This window comes from Williamsia sp. z34 (assembly GCF_059553395.1).
In genome coordinates this window covers 218,451-238,146 of record NZ_JCANWW010000003.1, presented here as the reverse complement: position 1 = coordinate 238,146, position 19,696 = coordinate 218,451, and the positions used below count along the sequence as shown (strand labels likewise).

21 protein-coding genes are annotated in these 19,696 nt (G+C 64.7%); 7 read left to right on the top strand and 14 right to left on the bottom strand.

The features are described 5' to 3' along the window. Positions 1-19 precede the first annotated feature (19 nt). Entirely contained in the window at positions 20-1,978 is a 1,959-nt protein-coding gene (locus AC51GT_RS09840; protein ID WP_496328634.1) for an AfsR/SARP family transcriptional regulator, read from the top strand. Between the two features lie 27 nt (positions 1,979-2,005). Here the strand turns inward: AC51GT_RS09840 and AC51GT_RS09835 are convergent, their stop codons facing one another. The 8 genes from AC51GT_RS09835 to AC51GT_RS09800 all read right to left on the bottom strand — a co-directional run bounded on the left by AC51GT_RS09835 (position 2,006) and on the right by AC51GT_RS09800 (position 11,061). Then, positions 2,006-2,332 (bottom strand): TfoX/Sxy family protein, encoded by a 327-nt coding sequence (locus AC51GT_RS09835; RefSeq protein ID WP_496328633.1) that lies wholly within the window; start codon positions 2,330-2,332, stop codon positions 2,006-2,008. A gap of 106 nt (positions 2,333-2,438) precedes the next feature. Beyond that, positions 2,439-3,131, bottom strand: coding sequence for an urea ABC transporter ATP-binding subunit UrtE (gene urtE, locus AC51GT_RS09830; protein ID WP_496324321.1), 693 nt, complete (start codon positions 3,129-3,131; stop codon positions 2,439-2,441). Next, entirely contained in the window at positions 3,131-3,979 is an 849-nt protein-coding gene (gene urtD, locus AC51GT_RS09825; protein WP_496324320.1) for an urea ABC transporter ATP-binding protein UrtD, read from the bottom strand. The genes urtE and urtD overlap by 1 nt, the downstream gene beginning before the upstream one ends. Next, positions 3,976-5,094 carry an urea ABC transporter permease subunit UrtC gene (gene urtC, locus AC51GT_RS09820; protein ID WP_496328632.1) on the bottom strand — a complete coding sequence of 373 codons (1,119 nt, stop codon included), beginning with the start codon at positions 5,092-5,094 and terminating at the stop codon, positions 3,976-3,978. Before urtC ends, urtD begins: the two co-directional genes overlap by 4 nt. Then, complete coding sequence (gene urtB / locus AC51GT_RS09815; RefSeq protein WP_496324318.1) at positions 5,091-5,978, bottom strand: urea ABC transporter permease subunit UrtB; 888 nt, start codon at positions 5,976-5,978, stop codon at positions 5,091-5,093. Before urtB ends, urtC begins: the two co-directional genes overlap by 4 nt. A gap of 62 nt (positions 5,979-6,040) precedes the next feature. Continuing rightward, a complete protein-coding gene (urtA, locus tag AC51GT_RS09810) occupies positions 6,041-7,318 on the bottom strand; it encodes an urea ABC transporter substrate-binding protein (protein ID WP_496328631.1) in 1,278 nt (425 codons plus the stop codon). Between the two features lie 390 nt (positions 7,319-7,708). Next, positions 7,709-10,069: an endopeptidase La gene (gene lon / locus AC51GT_RS09805; protein WP_496324316.1), complete on the bottom strand. Its 2,361-nt coding sequence runs from the start codon at positions 10,067-10,069 to the stop codon at positions 7,709-7,711. A gap of 128 nt (positions 10,070-10,197) precedes the next feature. Then, a complete protein-coding gene (locus AC51GT_RS09800; RefSeq protein WP_496328630.1) occupies positions 10,198-11,061 on the bottom strand; it encodes an LLM class flavin-dependent oxidoreductase in 864 nt (287 codons plus the stop codon). Positions 11,062-11,170: 109 nt separating this feature from the next. Between AC51GT_RS09800 and AC51GT_RS09795 the strand changes: the two genes are divergently transcribed. After that, entirely contained in the window at positions 11,171-12,037 is an 867-nt protein-coding gene (locus AC51GT_RS09795; RefSeq protein ID WP_496328629.1) for a DUF5995 family protein, read from the top strand. Positions 12,038-12,048: 11 nt separating this feature from the next. On the opposite strand, the gene AC51GT_RS09790 is transcribed toward AC51GT_RS09795, so the two are convergent. Continuing rightward, the gene (locus AC51GT_RS09790; RefSeq protein WP_496328628.1) at positions 12,049-12,678 is read right to left on the bottom strand and encodes a hypothetical protein; all 630 of its coding nucleotides are present in this window, start codon (positions 12,676-12,678) and stop codon (positions 12,049-12,051) included. 132 nt (positions 12,679-12,810) lie between these two features. Between AC51GT_RS09790 and AC51GT_RS09785 the strand changes: the two genes are divergently transcribed. Continuing rightward, positions 12,811-13,092: a hypothetical protein gene (locus AC51GT_RS09785; RefSeq protein ID WP_496328627.1), complete on the top strand. Its 282-nt coding sequence runs from the start codon at positions 12,811-12,813 to the stop codon at positions 13,090-13,092. Here AC51GT_RS09785 and AC51GT_RS09780 read toward each other — a convergent pair whose 3' ends face one another. The 4 genes from AC51GT_RS09780 to msrB all read right to left on the bottom strand — a co-directional run bounded on the left by AC51GT_RS09780 (position 13,093) and on the right by msrB (position 14,953). Next, entirely contained in the window at positions 13,093-13,428 is a 336-nt protein-coding gene (locus AC51GT_RS09780) for a transcriptional regulator (protein ID WP_496328626.1), read from the bottom strand. Further along, positions 13,413-13,877, bottom strand: a complete 465-nt coding sequence (locus AC51GT_RS09775) for a hypothetical protein (protein WP_496324310.1) — start codon at positions 13,875-13,877, stop codon at positions 13,413-13,415. Before AC51GT_RS09775 ends, AC51GT_RS09780 begins: the two co-directional genes overlap by 16 nt. A gap of 107 nt (positions 13,878-13,984) precedes the next feature. Continuing rightward, complete coding sequence (msrA, locus tag AC51GT_RS09770; protein WP_496324309.1) at positions 13,985-14,494, bottom strand: peptide-methionine (S)-S-oxide reductase MsrA; 510 nt, start codon at positions 14,492-14,494, stop codon at positions 13,985-13,987. Further along, the gene (gene msrB, locus AC51GT_RS09765) at positions 14,495-14,953 is read right to left on the bottom strand and encodes a peptide-methionine (R)-S-oxide reductase MsrB (RefSeq protein WP_496324308.1); all 459 of its coding nucleotides are present in this window, start codon (positions 14,951-14,953) and stop codon (positions 14,495-14,497) included. 180 nt (positions 14,954-15,133) lie between these two features. On the opposite strand from msrB, the gene AC51GT_RS09760 reads away from it, so the two are divergent. After that, the gene (locus AC51GT_RS09760) at positions 15,134-16,408 is read left to right on the top strand and encodes an MFS transporter (protein ID WP_496328625.1); all 1,275 of its coding nucleotides are present in this window, start codon (positions 15,134-15,136) and stop codon (positions 16,406-16,408) included. A 120-nt stretch (positions 16,409-16,528) separates the two neighbouring features. On the opposite strand, the gene AC51GT_RS09755 is transcribed toward AC51GT_RS09760, so the two are convergent. Continuing rightward, complete coding sequence (locus tag AC51GT_RS09755; RefSeq protein ID WP_496328624.1) at positions 16,529-17,518, bottom strand: hypothetical protein; 990 nt, start codon at positions 17,516-17,518, stop codon at positions 16,529-16,531. 167 nt (positions 17,519-17,685) lie between these two features. Between AC51GT_RS09755 and AC51GT_RS09750 the strand changes: the two genes are divergently transcribed. From AC51GT_RS09750 to AC51GT_RS09740, 3 genes are all read left to right on the top strand, one after another. Then, entirely contained in the window at positions 17,686-18,225 is a 540-nt protein-coding gene (locus AC51GT_RS09750) for a Dps family protein (protein WP_496324305.1), read from the top strand. A 110-nt stretch (positions 18,226-18,335) separates the two neighbouring features. Beyond that, positions 18,336-18,710, top strand: coding sequence for a nuclear transport factor 2 family protein (locus tag AC51GT_RS09745; protein WP_496324304.1), 375 nt, complete (start codon positions 18,336-18,338; stop codon positions 18,708-18,710). Between the two features lie 4 nt (positions 18,711-18,714). Continuing rightward, positions 18,715-19,686, top strand: a complete 972-nt coding sequence (locus AC51GT_RS09740) for an alpha/beta fold hydrolase (RefSeq protein ID WP_496328623.1) — start codon at positions 18,715-18,717, stop codon at positions 19,684-19,686. The last annotated feature ends 10 nt before the right edge of the window (positions 19,687-19,696 follow it).

Below are 19,696 nucleotides of genomic sequence, written 5' to 3'. Positions count from 1 at the left end.
CGGAGCGGATGAGTAACCGATGAGTCCTGCCCGTGCCGCGCCCGTGGTCGCCGCCGAGATGGTGTGCGTCCTGGGATTTGTCGGCGGTCGAACACCGGCCGGTGACCGGATCGAGCTCGGCGGCCGGCGGCAGGCGCAACTCCTGTGCCGGTTGGTGGCAGCGCGGGGCACAACCGTCTCCGCCGACGATCTGGTCACCGCACTGTGGCCGGCGGAGCGTCCGAAAGACCCGATCGCGGCGATCCGCACGTTTGTTGCCGACATCCGACGCCGTCTCGAACCACAGCGGCCGCGCCATCTGTCGTCGGCATATGTGGTGACCGACGGCCGTTCCTATCGTCTGGCCCACTCGGCACGCGTCGACGCCTGGGAGTTCGCCGAGGTCGCCGCATCGGTGGGCGGGATGCCGTGGGCACAGCGGCTCAGCAGGCTGCCCGACGCTCTGAATGATCTGTGGGGTGGCACGCCGTTCGGCGACCACCGCCATCTGCCGGGGGTCGAAGCAGAGCATGCCCGACTCGAAGAACTACACGCCCGGACGGTCGAAGCACTCGCGCAGGCGCAGATCCATTCAGGCCGCGGCGATCTCGCCATCCCGGAGCTGCAATCGCATCTCGACCGGCACCCGGGTCGGCAACGCGCTTGGATCCTTCTGGCGTCAGCACTGCACTCCACCGGACGCACAGAAGAAGGCCTCTCGGTCCTGGCCCGCGCACGCACCCGGCTGGTGGAACGGTTCGGTTTGGACCCGTCGGCGGAGCTGGATCGAGTGCAGCAAGATCTGCTTCGGGGCGACGGACCGCCCGCACCGGTCGGGCAGTCGTGGCCGTGGCCGGCAACCGCGCTCATGCCCAAGGGCGACCGGTCCAGGGTGCTCAGCTCTGCGGTTCTCCTGCGTGACCTTGCCGTCAGTGGCGCAGACGGTCTGGTGACCGCACAATCAGAACGGTCAACGGGTGCAACGGAACTCGCCAACCGCGACGATCCGCGCCTCGCCGCTGACTTTCTCACCCGCCTCGAGATCCCGGGCATCTGGACCATTTCCGACGACCCGGCACGATCCGCCCGGATCGTCGCGGCTTCCCGACGATGCCTCGACATCCTCGACGGCGCCCTGGCCCCGGCGCAACGTGCCCGCCTGCTGGCGCTCATCGGCATCGAATCACGGGGTACGCGTGGTCCGGCCGGCGCCGAGGCCGCGAATCGCGCCGTCGCGATGGCCCGCGAGCTGGGGGACCCCACCGTGCTGTGCGTTGCACTCAACGCCGCGTTTCTGCAGTCGTTCCACACGCTCGATGCCACCGACCGGCGGAACGCGATCGGTGGAGAATTGATCGCGCTCGGAACCGACCACGACCTGCCGACCCATCAGATTCTCGGGCACCTGATCGGTCTTCAAACCAGCGCCAGTACAGGCGATCTCGGCCAGGCCGACCACCACGCAGCCACCGTCGACCGACTCGGTGACTACCACGAGCGCAGTCTCGCGGGGTTCTTCACCACCTGGTACCGCGCGATCCGCGCGGATATGACCGGTGATCCGCCCGCCGAGATACAGCGGCACTACGACATCGCACTGTCGCTGCTCCCCTCCTGTGGGATGCCGGGCATCACCCGTGGGCTCGCCCCGCTGATCGGGCTGGTCCGTGCGTTGAGAGCGGGCTCGGCCATCAGCACCTTCGACGACGTCGACTTCGGACCGAATGCGCCGTGGACGACCCCCATCACGGCCTATGCCGCCGGCGATCACCGACGAGCGTTGACAGCGCTAGGGCAGGCACCGGCACCACCGCCCGATCACCTCGCGACCACGAGGTGGGCGCTCCTGTCGATCGCGGCACATCAGCTGGGCTGCAACACAACCGCGTCGACCGCGGACGGTCGGATCAGGCACCTGCCCTATCCCATCGGCTCCGAAACCGGAATGTTCACCCTTGGTGATCCGGCGCAGCTCCCCGTTGTCGTGCCAACGGGGTGAGCGAGCCCAACCGGATCGCGAACTGGATCAGGATGCCAGATGCGCCTGCCCGACACCTCGGGCGATCCAGGTCTGTAGTTGCCCCTTCGTCTTGACGCCCTCGGCGTCGACCCGGAGCCAGCCACGGGTCTCGCGGTTCCGCATCACCATCGGCGAGACGTACTTGCCGCGCAGCAACACCGCGCATTCATCAGCAGCGACCCGCACCAGGATCCCACCATCCCTGCTGACCGCGATGGCCATGTGACCGTTGACGAGGAACGCCAGACCACCGAACATGCGCTTCTCCGACACACCGAGCTGCGGCCCGAGCAGTTCCCGGATCCGACCGGCAAGATGTTCGTCGTATGCCATCACCCCAGTGTGCGACGACAAGGGCACGCTCGGTGGTGTTTTCGGCACGGTCGACGGTGATTTTGGCCCGCTCGACGGTGATTTCGGCCCGCTCGGGGGGGTGGGGTCAGATGGTCATCGCCTCACGGACACCGGCCTCGGCCTCCGCGCCGCCGGCACCGCTCGAGGTGATGCGGCCACCTTCGAGGATGTAGTAGCGATCGGCGGCTTCGAGGGCGAAGCCGATCTGCTGTTCCACCAACAGGACTCCCATGTCACCGCGTTGGGTGAGGGCAGTGATGGTGTTCTCGATCTCGGCCACCACCGACGGTTGAATGCCTTCGGTGGGCTCGTCGAGGATGAGCATCTTCGGTTCGGTGATCAGGGCGCGCGCGATGGCCAACTGCTGGCGCTGGCCACCGGAGAGCAGACCGGCCCGGCGGGTCAGCAGTTCGGTCAGTGCCGGGAACAGGTCCAGCGCCTCGGCGACAAGCTCTTTGCCCCGTTTGCGACCGTCGGCGACAACCTGCAGATTCTCCGCAGTGGTCAGGTAACCGAAGCTCTGCTGGCCCTGCGGGACGTAGGCCAGTCCCCGGGCCACCCGCGCGCTCGGGCGCAGTGACGTGATGTCGGCACCGTCGAACTTGATGGTGCCCTTGGTGACCTTCAGCAGGCCCACCGCGGCCCGCAGCAGGGTGGTCTTGCCCGCACCGTTGTGGCCCATCACCGCGGCAACACCATCGGTGGGTACTTCGATACTGGCACCGTGGACGACCTCGGTGCGGCCGTAACCGGTACGGACGTCGATCAATTCGAGCATCAGGCGGTCCCTTCGGATTGTACGGCGGCGGCGACTTCTTCGATCTCGGTGCCGCCCGCTGCGGTACCGAGATAGACCTCCTGCACCTGTGGGTTGGCCTGTACCTCCGCGACCGATCCCTCGGCGATGACCTTGCCCCGGGCGAGCACGGTCACCGACGTGGCGAACGAGCGCATGAATTCCATATCGTGTTCGACCACCACCACCGTGCGCTGCCCACCGATGCGGCGTAACAGTTGTCCGGTTTCCTCGCGCTCCTCGTGGCTCATGCCGGCGACCGGCTCATCGAGAAGCAGGACAGAGGCGTTCTGTACCAGCAACATCCCGATCTCGAGCCACTGCTTCTGGCCGTGTGCCAGGATCCCGGCGGGGGAGTCCTTGAGGTGTTGCAGTCCGATGGTCTCGAGTGCTTCCTCGATCTCGGGCAGGATGCCGGACCGGCGACGCAACAACGTCAGGGGACCGCGTCCGGCGCCGGCGGCGATGTCGAGGTTCTGCAAGACGGTGAGTTCTTCGAAGACGCTGGCGGTCTGGAAGGTTCGGCCCACACCCAGGCGTGCGATGCGGTGCACCTTCTTGCCGACCAGCTCGACACCGGACTTCTGGATCGATCCGGTCGCCGGGACCAGGCCGGTGATGGCGTCGATGACGGTGGTCTTACCGGCACCGTTGGGGCCGATCAGGAATCGCAGATCGCCCTGCAGCAGAGTGAGATCCACGTCGCTGACGGCTTTGAAGCCGTCGAAGCTGACCGTCAGTCCGCGGACCTGGAGATAGTCGCTGGACATCCCGGCGTTGCCACCGAGGGTGGGTGCCTTGTCGACGACCGGGGTTTCGTTTGTGCTCATGAGGAAGCTCCCACTGGTGTGACGTCCGCCTTGTCCGGATCGGGATCAGGTTCGGGTGGGTCGGGTTCGGCCTTCTTGCGGCGCCACTTGGCCAGCGCGCCGAGCCCGGCGAGTCCGGCGGGGAAGAAGCCGACCACGACGATGAACAGCAGGCCCTGGGCGTAGACCCATCCGGAGGGGAAGTTCTCCGAGAGGTTGGTCTGTGCCCAGGCGACGCCGATGGCACCGAGTACCGGACCGAGCAGCGTGGTGCGGCCACCGATGGCGACACCGATCAGGAAGGCGATCGACGGAACGATGCCGACGTCCGCGGGGGAGATGATGCCGACGATCGGAACGAACAGTGCGCCTGCGACACTGGCGAACAGCGCGGCCACGGTGTAGGCCACCAGTTTGATGTTGGCGGGGTCGTAGCCGAGGAAGCGGACGCGTTCTTCCTGATCGCGGACGGCGACCAGCAGTTCGCCGTAACGGCTGTTCATCAGTTGCCGGGTGATCGCGACGATGATCAGCAGGGTTGCTGCGGCGATGAAGAACAGCAGCCGCTTGTTCGCCGGATCATTCAGTGCCAGACCGAAGAAGCTACGGAAACGATTGAGTCCGTTGCTGCCGCCGGTGCTCTGCTGACCGATGAGCAGAATGGCGAACGCAGCCGCGAGAGCCTGGGACAAGATGGCGAAGTATGCGCCCTTGACCCGGCGTTTGAAGATTCCCAGACCCAGGATCAGTGCCACCCCGGCCGGGATGAACAGAATGCCCAGGACGGTGACCACCGGTGAGGCGAACGGCTGCCAGTAGGCGGGCAGTTCGGTCGTGCCGGCGATCTGCATGAAGTCGGGGACGTCGTCACCGCGGAGTTCTGCGTCCGAGATCTTGAGGTGCATGGCCATGATGTACGCGCCGAGACCGAAGAACACGCCTTGACCCAGGACGAGCATTCCGCCACGGCCCCAGGCCAATCCGATGCCGACGGCCACCATGCCGAAGCAGAGGAACTTGCCGAGCAGATTGAGCCGGAAGTCGCTGAGTACGGCCGGGGCGACGGCGAAGAGGATGATGGCCGCGATCGCGAAGCCGGAGTATGCCTGCCAGCGTGAAGAAAAGAACTGTTTCATACCAGGCTCCTCGTCTTGACGGTGAACAGTCCCTGCGGCCGGATCTGCAGGACGACCACGATGATGACGAAGACGATCACCTTGGCCACCGATGCGGTGGTGTTGTATTCGATGAATGAGTTGAGCAGTCCGAGTGACACGGCTGCGATGACCGCACCCTTGATCTGCCCGAGGCCGCCGATCACCACCACCAGGAACGCATCGATCAGGTAGGTGGTTCCGGTGTTGGAACTGGTGGAGCCGATGAGGGTCAACGCCACGCCGGCGATGCCCGCCAGGCCGGATCCGATGAAGAATGTGGTGATATCTGTTTTGCGACTTGAGATTCCACTGGTCTCGGCGAGTTCGCGGTGTTGCACCACCGCCCGGATCCGCCGGCCCATGGGCGTGTACTTCATGGTCGCCGCCAGTGCCACCACACAGACGACGGCGAGGATCATGATGAAGATCCGGCTCTTGGGCACCACTGCGCCGAAGATGTCGACACCGCCGCTGAGCCATTCGGGACCGACCACGTTGACCGCGGGTGCACCGAAGATGTCGCGGGCGGCCTGTTGCAGAACCAGGCCCACACCGAACGTGACCAGCAGGGTGTCCAGCGGCCGGTGGTACATGCGCTGGATGAGCGTGACTTCGAGGAGTACACCCATCAGGCCTCCGACGAGGAAGCCGACAAGAAGTGAAACGATCAGGGAGACATTCGTATTGGACACCAGGTGTTCCTGCACCACATAGGCGGTGTACGAACCGGTCATGATGAATGCACCATGAGCCATGTTGATGACGCCCATCTGACCAAAGGTCAGTGAGAGTCCCAACGCTGCCAGTAGCAGGATCGACCCCAGACTGAGTCCGGTAAACGTCTGTCCTATCAGCACATCCACGTGGGCTGTTCCTTCCCGATCACTTCTTGTCGGCTTCCGTCGTCGCTGTCGAACTCCGAGGGCTACTTGCTACCCAGGCCCTCAGCCCACGGGTACCCCTCGAGGTACGGGTCGGGCTCGATGGGTGCCGGTGACTCCCAGATCGTGTAGATCAGGCCGTCGGAACGGATTTCACCGATGCGAGCGGTCTTGGTGATGTGGTTGTTCTCGCCGTCGATGGTGACCAGACCCTCGGGTGCTTCGAACGTGACACCGCCGGCAGCTTCCTGAATCGCTGCCACCTCAAAGGAATCCGCCTTCTCGACGGTGTTCTTCCACAGGTAGACCGAGACGTACGCGGCTTCCATCGGATCGGAGGTGGGCTTGTTTGCGCCGTACTTGGCCTTGTATGCGGCCACAAATGCGTTGTTCACCGGGGTGTCGATGGTCTGGTAGTAGTTCCACGCCGTCAACTGACCGTCGATGTTCTGTACACCGATACCGCCGACCTCTTCCTCGGCGATCGAGACAGAGACGACCGGCATGTCCGCGGCGGTCAGGCCAACGTTGTTGTACTCACGGAAGAACGCCACGTTGGAGTCACCGTTGAGGGTGTTGAAGACGGCGTCGGCGTCAGCGCTGCGAACCTTGTTGACGATGGTCGAGAAGTCGGTGGAGCCCAGGGGTGTGTAGTCCTCGCCCTTGATCTCCATGCCGTTGGCCTCCGCATATGCCTTGATGATGCGGTTGGCGGTCTGCGGGAAGACGTAGTCACTGCCGACGAGGTAGAGGGACTTGACGCCCTTTTCCTTCAGGTAATCCAGCGCGGGGACGATCTGCTGGTTGGTGGTGGCACCGGTGTAGAAGATGTTGGGCGAGGATTCGAGGCCCTCGTACTGCACCGGGTAGTAGAGCAATGCGTTGTTGTCTTCGAACACCGGGAGCATCGCCTTGCGGCTCGATGATGTCCAGCCGCCGAAAACTGTTGCAACACAGTCGCTGCTGATCAGTTTTTCGGCCTTCTCGGCGAAGATTGTCGGCTCTGAGGCGCCGTCTTCCCCGACGAGCTGGATCTGCTTGCCCAGCACACCACCGGAAGCGTTGATCTCATCGACCGCGAGTGCGATCGAATCGCGAACGGTGACTTCGGAAATCGCCATCGTGCCCGACAGTGAGTTGAGCGAGCCGACCTTGATCGTGCTGCCCGAGGTGTCGACGCACGACGTGGCCGACGAGGTGGCCTCGTCACTGGCCGAGCTGCCACAGGCACTCAGTGCCAGGGCAACCGCTGCGAGTGCGGCAGGGGCGACGAGGGCGGACCGGCGGAACCGGGACCTCTGGGGAACATCGGATTGCGGCATATCGGCCTTTCACTTGTGTTGCGTTGCACGAGAAGTTGCACCGAAAAGGGGGAGGTCGGCAAGCAGCGCTCCGACCCAGAACTGCGCGTATGCGGTTCCGTGTACCCGCATAAAAATAGGTAGGTTTTGTTTCATCGACGTGACCTGACGTGACAAACCGATTTCCGATTTACGAAATTTGCGCGTTGACGGTGCTGGGAGCCGCTGTTGTGATGCGAGTCACTACGTGTTTGCAGTTGGAATGCGCTGTGCTGTAGATGCTTTGCGAAAGCAGGTAGGCAGCAATTCTTTTCGGGCAAAGTCTGTAGCTACGCTAAATAATGGGAGATGCCCCGGACACAAAGAAGCCCACCCGCAACCAGGTTGCGGGTGGGCTTCAGATCGGGTGGGTCAGGCTGCGGCGATCGCGCCTTCGGAGACCGGCTCGAGTGCCTGGGCAACTATCTGTGCCACATCGGTCATCGGGAGCACCGTCAGTGCTTCGAGAACTTCGGTCGGCACGTCGTCGAGATCGGGCTCGTTGCGTTGCGGGATGAATACGGTGCTCATTCCCGAGCGGGCCGCAGCGAGGAGCTTCTGCTTCACCCCGCCGATCGGCAGGACCCGGCCGTTGAGTGTGACCTCACCGGTCATCGCGACGTCTGCGCGAACATTGCGGCCCGTTGCCATCGACACCAGCGCAGTCACCATCGTCACACCCGCGGACGGTCCATCCTTGGGAGTGGCACCTGCAGGCACGTGTACGTGGATACTCCGTTCCAATGTCGCCGGATCGATACCGAACTCGGCTGCGTGCGAACGGACGTAGCTCAGCGCGATCTGTGCGGACTCCTTCATCACGTCGCCCAGTTGTCCGGTGAGGACGAGACCTTCACCGTCGGTGGATCCGGCCTCGATATAGAGGACGTCACCGCCGAGTCCGGTGACCGCGAGTCCGGTCGCCACTCCGGGCACCGCGGTGCGTTCCTCGGCGTCCGGGGTGAACCGGGGCCGTCCGAGGTACCCGACCAAATCGGGCTCGTCCACCAGGACCTTGTCGGTGTTGCCGACGGCGGTGAGTTCCGTCGTCACTTTGCGCAGCAGCTTGGCGAGGAGGCGCTCGAACTGGCGGACTCCCGGTTCCCGGGTGTAGTCGGCCGCGATCTTGCGGAGCGCGGCGTCGGTGACCTCCACCTCGTCGTCGGTGATGGCGGCGCGGTCCTGTTGCCGGGGCAGCAGGTAGTCACGCGCGATGACGACTTTGTCGTCCTCGGTGTAGCCGTCGATGGTCACGAGCTCCATCCGGTCGAGCAGCGCCGACGGGATCTGTTCGATGACGTTGGCCGTGGCCAGGAACACCACGTCGGACAGGTCGAGGTCCAGGTCGAGGTAGTGGTCACGGAACGTGTGGTTCTGCGCCGGATCGAGCACCTCGAGCAGGGCCGCGCTGGGGTCGCCGCGGTAGTCGGCGCCGACCTTGTCGATTTCATCCAGCAGTACAACGGGATTCATCGATCCCGCCTCACCTATGGCCCGGACGATACGGCCCGGCAGTGCGCCGACGTAGGTACGCCGGTGGCCGCGGATCTCGGCCTCATCGCGGACGCCACCGAGGGCGACACGAACGAACTTGCGGCCCAGCGCCCGTGCGACACTCTCGCCCAGCGACGTCTTGCCGACCCCGGGAGGTCCGGCCAACACCATCACGGCTCCGGAACCGCGCCCGCCGACGACCTGCAAGCCACGTTCGGTCCGGCGGGCCCGTACCGCGAGGTACTCGACGATGCGGTCTTTCACGTCGTCCAGACCGTGGTGATCGGCGTCGAGGATCGCCCGAGCGCCCTTGATGTCGGTGGAATCAGTGGTGGTGATGTTCCAGGGCAGATCGAGGACGGTATCCAACCACGTTCGGATCCAACCTGATTCGGGACTCTGGTCGCTGGCTCGTTCGAGTTTTCCGACTTCGCGCAACGCGGCTTCGCGGACGTTGTCGGGCAATTGTGCGGATTCGACACGGGCGCGGTAATCGTCGCTGCCGTCCGGCTCATCCTCGCCGAGTTCCTTGCGGATGGCGGCCAGTTGCTGACGCAGCAGGAATTCCTTCTGCGTCTTCTCCATGCCGTCGCGGACTTCGCCGGCGATCTTGTCGTTGACCTCCACCTCGGCCAGGTGGTCGCGGGTCCAGGTGATCAGGGTACGCAGGCGGCTCCCCACGTCGGGGGTCTCCAGCAGTTCACGCTTCTGGACGTCGGTCAGATATGACGCGTAGCCCGCGGTGTCGGCGAGTGCCGACGGATCGGTCAGCTTGTTGACCGAATCGATGACCTGCCAGGCCTCGCGGCGCTGCAGCATCGCGAGCACCAGTTGTTTGTATTCGGTGGCCAGTTCACGGACGTCGTCGGTGACGTCGGGTTCGTCAACAGGCTCCACCTCGACCCAGAGCGCAGCGCCGGGGCCGGTGGTACCCGAGCCGATGTGCGCGCGGGATTCGCCCCTCAGCACGGCGCCCGACCGGCCGTCGGCCATCCGGCCGAGCTGCACGATCGAGGCAACGACGCCGTAGGCGGGATAGCGGTCATCCAGTCGTGGGGCGACCAGTAATTTGCCTGCGTAGTGGTGGGGTTCCGGCTTCGCTTTCGTCTCCGGATCGCCGGCTTTCGCAGCGTCGACCGCAGCTCGAGCGGCGTCGTCCAGCTCGACCGGCACAACCATGCCTGGCAGGAGAACGGGCTCGGTCAGGAACAGCACCGGCAAGCGATTGAGTTCGGTCATGCTTCCTCCAAAGTTAAGTTCATTCGGCTCAACTTCGAATTCAGAAGCGTTGTTCCCGCAGGTGTCGATGTTCATCGACAGCAGAATCCGACCTCGGTTCACACACCACACCCCGGGCCGGTTCTTGACTAGGGGTTGTTGAATCCGCGTTCTGTCAACGATTCCAAGACCGAGACGGATCCACGGAAGGGGTCGGTCTCACGTGGCCAATGGGTGATCACATCGGTGAACCCGAGTTCTGCTGCCTGGCCGACCATGTCGTCGAAGACGCCGACGCTCTCCAGCGAGAATTGTGGCGAGGCGTCGAGGTTGAGGTAGCGATCGAAGCCGCCCGGATCCCGATCACTCTCGACCAGTGTCTCCTCGAGGAGTCCGCAACTAGCGGCTATTCCGGTGAACCACTCATCGAGGGTCTCGACCTTGGCGCCGGTGGTCATCCAGGCGTCACCGTGTTGTGCGGCGAAGCGGATCGAACGGGGACCGTTGCCCGCCAATATGAGTGGGATCTCATCTCGCACCGGTCCGCCCACGAGACGCATGTTCCGGGCCTGGTAGTACTCACCGTTCGCGGTGACGTGGTCTTCGCTGAAAAGCCGTTCGAGCAACAGTGTGAACTCCTGGAACCGGTCGACCTTCTGTTTGGCGGTCAGCGGCGCTGTACCTTCCAGGCCGTCGTCGGGGGTACCGCCGGCACCCAGTCCCAGCAGGATCCGGTCACCGGCGATATCGAGGAGCGTCTCTATTTCGCGGGAGAAAGAGACCGGATGCCGAAAGTTCGGGGTGGCCACGAATGTCCCGAGTTTGATCGGTGTCACCGCGGCGGCCGCCGTCATCGTGGGAATGCAGGAGAACCACTGGGAGTCCGGGAGGCCGCCCCACACCAAATGGTCGAAGAACCACCCGTGGTCGAAGCCCATGCTTTCGACGCGCTCCCATTTGGGCCGCGCTTGATGCCATGGCTGATCCGGAAGTATTGAGATCCCATACCGCATCTCATCAGCCTAAACCGCAGACCGCCGCGGCCTTCGGTGGCGCGCGGCGGCGAGGACGCCCACAGACCCGAAGCGGCGTACCGACCACGGCGTACGTTAGTGTTCCGCCGTGATTCTGAAGAAGACGACCCGAGCAGCCATCGGTACGATCGCGTTGATCCTCGGATCCGCGACATTGACCGCACCCACCGCCACTGCCGCCCCCGTCGGCATCGCCGCACCGGCCTCGTCGGCCTGTGTGCCCGCGTCCACCCCGGAATCGGAGGCCGCCCTCGCGGCGCTGACCGACCCGGCCGGTATCGAGACCTTCCCGCAGGCCCGAGATCGGATCTCCGCGGTGCGCGCCGAACTGACCCACTCCGACGACTACCGGGGAACCTTCCCGCTGGCCTTCGATGAGATTCTCGATCTGGTCGGTCCGAGTATCGATTCGGGGACGTACGACGACCCGGTCTGGGCCGCCGATCTCGCAGTGGAAGTGGTCCGGCTGTACCTGGCGGACCTGCACGAATACGTCACCGGCGGGACGCCGTCACCGCACTGGGCCGACGCGTTGGCGTTGACCGGGGATTGTGACCGGAGCCCCGGACGGGTCGTCACGGGCGCAATCTTCGCGCACCTGGTCATCGATTTCCCCAAGGCGCTGGTCAACATCGGTACCACCGCGGACAACACCAGGGACTTCTACACATTCGGCGGTGCACTCGTGGACGCGACGCCGGGGATCATTGCCGACTTCGAGAAGACCTACGGGACGGACCTCGAAGGGCTGTTCACGGGCTGGTTCGCCGGGGACATCTTCGGCGATGAATTGGCCACCACGCTGATGTTCCAAGCCGTTCGGACCGTTGCCTTGGTCAACAGCGCAGGCCTGCAGAATCCGGCCACGCGCGATGTGACGGTCGCCGAGATGAACCTGCTGCTCGGCACCGCCAACATCGCCCTCGACGGCCTCGAGGTGACCGGCCTCATCTGATCGTCGAACACCTACTGCTGGGTGTGCCTTTCTCCAGGGGCCTGAGCACCATCGATGGGCGCCGGGTCGCCACCGCGGCGTACCGGGTTGGCCGAGGGAGCTGAACGATCGACGCCGGGCGCCGGCTGGTTGGCCCCGGGTGCGAATTGATTGGCTCCGGGTGCGGCCGGATTCGCCCCGTGCCCCTGCGCCTGCTGGTTGCCCACCGGTGCGGCCGGAGCGGCTCCTGGTGCCTGCCGGTTGCCCTCCGCGACAGGCTGGTCGCCGGCGTCCGCATCGCGCTCGTGCCGACCGGCGTGCGGGACATCGGGATCGATCTTGTCGGCGTGCCGGAGCTGGGCGTCGAGCTCCTCACGCGCTGACGCTGCGACATCTTCGTGGGTCGACGCCTCGTGCTTCAAACGCTTGGCCTCGGCGGCCTTGGCCTCCGCGTCCGCCTGGGCGCGGCGTGCCTTTGCTGCCGACTCTTCGGCGATGGCCTCGTTTCGCTGAACCTCGTTCACGCGCTGCGATGCCGCTTGACGGATTTGTCCGGCTTCGACCCGCCGCTGTGCGCGGCGCCTCCGCATCAGGAGGGCGATCAGGGCGATCAGGACAAGTACGACAACAACGGCTATGACGATCCAGACAACGGTGTTCACGATCAGCTCCAGACATGTCGATGGTGCTCACGGACTACCCCGCGCACCGCGGCGGCAAACACCGCGGCGCCCATGCGACGCCCATCACCGCTGGTCAGCGGGTACGTCGGGGGCTACGAATACAGTGCTCCCATGAGCGAAACCGACGGCTACCCCGACGACTGCCCGACGCTGGCCCGGGACGGCCGGGTGATCGGCTTCTGCCCGTCCCCGAGCGGCTCGCACCTGTTGGTGTGGTGGCGGGCGGACAGCGTGGTCATCGGCGGATTCGAAACCTACGAGGCCGGGGTCGTCGCCGCTCTGCGGGCCCTCGCCGGCGACGGTCTCGATCCCGATCCCGATGAGGTCAAGGTCGAGGCCGCGCACCTGGAGAAGGAGTTCACCGCCACCGACTGGATGGGCCTGGGCTTCTAGCTAAGAACCGTCGGTGACCGGGTCACCGGGGGCGGCGCTGTCGACGATCGCCTGCAACGCGGCGATGTGGCCTTTGAACGCCTGCCTGCCCACGTCGGTGAGTCTGACCCGGACCGTCCGTCTGCGGCCGGCGGGTGCACGTTCGGTGATCAGGTACCCGGCCCCTTCGAGGGTCGACAACTGCTTGGACAGCGCCGAATCGGATAAGGCGAGGCGTTCTTTGAGGAATGAGAACTCGGCCCAGTCGGCGGCCGCCAGGGTGGCTACCAGCGACAACCGGGTACTGGGGTGGATGAGTTCATCGAAACCGTCGGTCGGGCTCACACACGCGCCCATCTGCGCACCGTCTTGAGTATCTCGGGTCCGCCGACCCCGGTGATCACGGCGACGACCAGTGCCGACCACAGCGCGGGCATCCCGACGTCCTGGGCGTCGAGAACCAGTGCGAACGAGATCGTCAGGGCGACCAGTATCAGCAGTATCCCGACCACCATGATCGCGTTCTTGACGCCGGTCACCTCGTGGCTGACCTGGATGCGGGAGGTGCGGCGACGGCCGCTCAAGAACTGCGAGGCCAGGACGGCATGACCCGCCCCGAACAGGATCGTCCCCGCCGCGGCCAGCCACCACGGGGTGAAGGTGGCAAGAACTCCCAACACCAGCCAGCCGGCCGCCATGCCCCACCAGTATTGGACGGGTAGTCCCACTTCCTCGCTCACCTGGCGCCGCGCGCGGTCGGCGGACTCCAGTTCGCGGCGGGCTTCTTCCGGATCGATGTCGGCCATGATGGGAACTCACTTTCCTATTGGGAAAGTAGTATCTACTTTCCTGTCGGGAAAGTCAAAGCCCCCGCACGACCGGAGTCGGGCGAGGGCTTTGGTGTGTCTGCGATCTAGCTGGTGGTCTGTGCTCGACGGGGCAGTTTCCAACCCGGTCGGACGTAGTGACAGGTGTAACCGTTGGGGATCCGCTGGAGGTAGTCCTGGTGTTCGGGCTCTGCCTCCCAGAAGTCGCCGGCCGGGGTCACCTCGGTGACGACCTTGCCCGGCCACAGTCCCGACGCGTCGACGTCGGCAATCGTGTCCAGCGCCACCTGCTTCTGCTCGTCGTCGGTGTAGAAGATCGCCGACCGGTAGCTGGCCCCGACGTCGTTGCCCTGTCGGTTCTTGGTCGACGGGTCATGGATCTGGAAGAAGAACTCGAGCAGATCGCGGTAGCTGATCTGTTCCGGATCGAACTCGATCTCCAGGGCCTCGGCATGCGTGCCGTGGTTCCGGTACGTCGCGTTCGGGACATCGCCGCCGGTGTATCCGACCCGCGTCGAGAGAACGCCGGGCAGTTTGCGGACCAGGTCCTGCACGCCCCAGAAGCATCCGCCGGCCAGTATCGCCTTTTCGCTCATCTACTTCGCCTCCTCGGTGGTGAACAGCTCGAGATACTCGCCGTAGCCTTCCTTCTCCAGGTCGGCGACCTGGATGAAGCGAAGCGCGGCCGAGTTGATGCAGTAACGCAGACCGCCTTCGGCGATGGGTCCGTCGTTGAAGACGTGGCCGAGGTGGCTGTCGCCATGGGCCGAACGCACCTCGGTGCGGACCATCCCATGGGTGGTGTCACTCTTCTCTACGACGTTTGCCGGTTCGATCGGGGTGGTGAAACTGGGCCAGCCGCAGCCGCTGTCGAACTTCTGGGTCGAGGTGAACAGGGGTTCGCCCGAGACGATGTCGACGTAGAGGCCGGCTTCGTGGTTGTCCCAGAATTCGTTGCGGAAGGCCGGCTCGGTGGCCGATTCCTGCGTGACGGCGAACTGCGCCGGGTTCAGGCGCGCAACGGCGTCGGGATCTTTGCGGTATTCATGCGACACGTGGACTCTCCTTTGTATTTCTCACAGCCGGCTGCCGGCGTCTGACATCGGCAGGATTCGGCGGAGTTCTGTTCCTACAACGACGGGTGGGGCCGGGGTGTTCCTTCGCCCCCGGGCGCCGGGTCGATTCGAATGGGACCATGCTTGAAAGCCGGGGCCGAACGTGGGAAAGGGATATCTGTGCGCTCATGGGTGGTCTGGGCGACAGGTGTATTCGCCTATGTGGTGGCCATCCTCGCCCGCACCACCCTCGGTGTGTCCGGGCTCGATGCTGCCGACCGGTTTTCGGCGGCACCCGGTGTGCTCTCGACGTTCGTGGTGTTGCAGCTCACGGTTTACGCGCTCGCGCAGGTGCCCGCCGGCCTGTTGCTGGACCGCTTCGGGTCGCGGGCGATGCTCGCGACCGGTGGGCTGATCCTGGTCACCGGACAGATGACGATGGCGCTGACCGACGACCTGCCGGTCGCCATCGCGGCTCGGGTCCTGGTCGGGATCGGCGACGCGTTCACGTTCATCTCGGTACTGCGGTTGGTCCCACGGTGGTTCACCCCGCGCCGGGTACCGCTGGTCACCCAGTTCACCGGGATCTGCGGACAGTTCGGGCAGGTGTTGTCCGCGGTGCCATTCCTGATGCTGCTCGATGCCCAGGGCTGGACACGGGCGTACATGTCGGCCGCGGCCCTCGGGTTGCTTTCGGTGGTGTTGACGGTGGCGGTCGTCCGAAACGCCCCGGCCGGAACCGAGACGGCCGTGCCGCGGACCTCGCTGCGCGTGACGTTGGCGGGCGTCAAGACGGTGTGGTCGCGGTCCGGGACGAAACTGGGATTCTTCACTCACATGGGGACCCAGTTCTCGATCACGGTGTTCTCGCTGATGTGGGGCATCCCGTATCTGACCGCTGCTCAGGGGCTCTCGAAGGAGACCGCAGGCGGAATCCTGACGGTCTCGGTCGGTGTCATCATCGTCGCCGGAATCCTGATCGGGGTGTACTCCGGACGCTATCCGAAGCGGCGGTCGGATCTGGTGCTCGTGATCATGGGCAGCAATGCGGTGGTCTGGGCGGCGGTGTTACTGCTCCCGACCCGGGCGCCGATGTGGTTGCTGATGCTGTTGGTGGTGGTCATCTCGGTCGGCGGCCCCGGATCGGTGATCGGCTTCGACTTCGCCCGGACCTCGAACCCGGGCGCGGTGCTGGGCACCGCGCAGGGCCTGGTCAACATGGGTGGGTTCCTGGTGTCGATGGTGGTGATGCAGGTGATGGGCAGCATCATCGGCGCGATGGGCGGCTACTCGTTCGACTCGTTCCGGGTCGCGTGGACCGTGCAGTTCGCCGTCTGGATCTTCGCGATCGGGGGTGTCCTGGTCTATCGCGGGCGGGCGCGCCGGGAAGCAACCGCGCGCACGATGGAGATCTCGGTGCCCGCGCCCGGCACCGCTGCGCCGCCAACCAACTGACGGTTCGATCACTTCGACCTCGAGCAGTCCGGGGTCCCGGGACCAAAAAGCCCGATACCGGCGCAGAATTGCGCCGATATCGGGCTGGTGCGAACCACGGGTGGGCCCGCCTCACCGTAACTAGCCTGCGGGTGAGACAACGCCTCCGGTCAGGACGCGATAGGCGTAGGTGCTCGCGATGAGCGTGAGCGGGACGGTGACGAGCAACCCCAGGCCACACAGCAGGGCGCCCACGATGTTCAGGCCGACGCAGGCAAGTGCCAGCAGGAACAGCGGACCGACATTCTTGGAGGTCAGTTCGAAGCTCGCCTTGATCGCGGTCATCGCGTCCATGTCGCGGTCGATTGCGAAAGTCAGCGCGTACCAGGTCAGGAACATGATGATCAGGCCCGGGATGATGAGCAGGATGAAGCCGATCCAGGTGATGATGCCCACGACGATGGCGACGATGAACACCACGCCCAGGTTCCTGAAGTTGAAGAACGCGTTGATGTTGGGGCGCTGACCATCGAGTTCGGCCAGGGCGCCGTTGGTGACGGCGGCCTTGAAGATCGTGGTGACGACAAACGAGGCCAGGCTACCGAGCAGGCTCAGGAGCCACGAGTCGGTGTTGAAACTGAAGCCGGAGAATGCGAACTGGACGACGAGGCTGACGACGAACGCCAGCAGGCAGATCGCGATCCAGGGGCCGGCGTTGGCCTTGAACTTTTCCCAGCCGTAGTTGATCGCCGCACCGACGGACAGCTGTGGCGGCCCGAAGCCGCCGCCGGCGGGGTATCCGCCACCCTGCGGTGAGTACTGGCCCACCGGAGGTGGTGGCGGAAAGCCACCCGAAGACTGGTAACCACCCTGCGGCGGCGGGTAGTGCCCACCTGCCGGGGGCGGTGGATAGGACTGGCCGCCCTGCGGGGGCTGATATCCACCTTGCGGCGGGTACTGGCCGCCCTGCGGAGGCTGGTAACTGCCGGGCGCCGGGTACTGGCCGCCTTGCGGGGGCTGATAGCCGCCCTGTGGTGGGTATTGACCGCCCTGCGGCGGTTCGGGCTGCCCCGGATTCTTCCCGAGAGGAACGCCGGGTTCGTCTCCGGGCGGGGGTGGGTTCTGCGTCATTTCGCAATCCTTCGATGTCTATCGGACTTGGGCACTAAGTGTTCAGTTGACCCAATCCCAATGGGTATGGGGTGTCAAGGACATCGGGACTCGGTTGACCGGCGTGTGGTGAGTCGAGCGGTTCGCCCCGACGTTTGAAAGTTACGTCTGCTGGGCACCCCATGGTCATGACTACATTCACAGCACCGGGTCTCTCGGATGAGGCCACAAAGAAATTGATCGCAGTCATGCAGGAACGCCTCAGTGCATTCAACGACCTGCACCTGACTCTCAAGCACATTCACTGGAACGTGGTCGGACCGAACTTCATCGGCGTTCACGAGATGATCGACCCGCAGGTCGACCTCGTGCGCGGCTACGCGGACACACTCGCCGAGAGAATCGCGACGATGGGCGGATCGCCCAACGGCACCGCCAAGGCGATCGAGGAAGACCGCTCCTGGAAGGACTACTCCGTCGGTCGCGACACCGTCCAGGCCCATCTCGGTGCGCTCGACCTGGTGTACGTCGGTTTCATCACCTCGCATCGCGAGGCGATCAAGGTCGCCAGTGAGATCGACCCGATCACCGAGGACATCCTGATCGGCCAGACCGCTGAACTCGAGAAGTTCCAGTGGTTCGTCCGGGCGCACCTCGAGAACGCTGCGGGCGAGTTGGCCAATGCCGGCGCAAAGACCAACGCTGCTGCCGCTGACCAGAGTCGCTGACCGGCCACTTAAGACCGGACTCTCCAATACCCCGTCGGCACAGGTTGCCGGCGGGGTATTGTGCTGCCTCGAACTAGAACACGTTCTACTGATTCGAGGGGAGACGCCAGATGGCGAGTGTCGAGGAGTTGCAAAAGGTTGTCGAATCGTATGTCGACCTGGTTGCGAACGGAACGCCGGAACAGGTGGCCGATCTCTACGCCGACGGTGCATCCGTCGAGGATCCGATCGGCGCCGACATCCGGAACACCCGCGAGTCGCTGATCGAGTTCTACGGCGTGATCGCGGCGATGGACAAGGCCACCGCAGAACTGCATTGGACCAAGATCGCGGGGGACACCGCGGTCTTCGAGTTCACGTTGATCACCGAGACCGCGGGAATGTCGTTCAAGATCACCCCGGTCGACATCATGGTGTTCGACGACGACGGCAAGATCAAGACGATGCGAGCGGTCTGGCGGCCCGAGGACCTGCAGCAACTCTAGTGTCGTGCGCTATCGACGAGTGACGGTCGCCGGTTTCGACTGGAACCTCATCGATGAGGGTTCCGGGCCGGTGATCCTGCTCTGCCACGGCTTTCCGGGTCTGGCGTACAGCTGGCGTCACCAGGTCGAGCCGCTGGTGAGTGCCGGGTTCCGGGTGATCGCCCCGGACATGCCCGGATACGGCGCAACCACCGCGCCGGCGACGATCGGTGAGTACACGTATACGTCGGTCGGTCGGCGCTTGATCGGTCTGCTCGACGCGTTGGACGTCGATCGCGCGGTGGTGGTCGGCCACGATTTCGGGGCACCCACGGCGTGGACCCTGGCGCTCACACATCCCTTGCGCATTGCGGGACTGGTCCTGATGGCGATGCCGTACTCACCGGACCGGCTTCCGATAAAGCCGTCCGATGCGTTCACCGCCATCGCGCAGAACCACTTCTTCCATTTCGAGTACTTCCTGCAGCCCGGGCTCGCCGATGCCGAACTCGATGCGGCACCCCGAGAGTTTCTGCACCGCATCCATCACGCCCTCTCGGGGGCCTATCGCTACCTCGACATCTGGCAGCACCCGAGTGGTCGCGGGGGCACCAGGGTCGGATATCTCGACGCGTTACCGCAGGCGCCGCCACTGCCGTGGGCGTGGCTGACGGCCACTGACGTGGACATCTACGAAAGTGCTTATGGCGAAGCAGGTTTCACCGGTGGATTGAATTGGTACCGTGCCGCCGACCTCAATTGGGAGCAACAGGCCACGCGGCCGCGCAGTCTCGATGTGCCCGCGATGTTTCTCTGCGGCGGCAACGATCCCGTGCTGACGATGACAGGAACGAAGGCCATCACCCGAATGCGGGAGATGATGCCTCGGCTGCAGCGGGTCGAAATCTATCAGGGCGCCGGGCATTTCATCCAGATGGAATGCGCCCAGGAGGTCAGCGCCGCGCTGGTCGAGTTCGCGGTCGACCTCGACTGGTGAGTCCGCGACA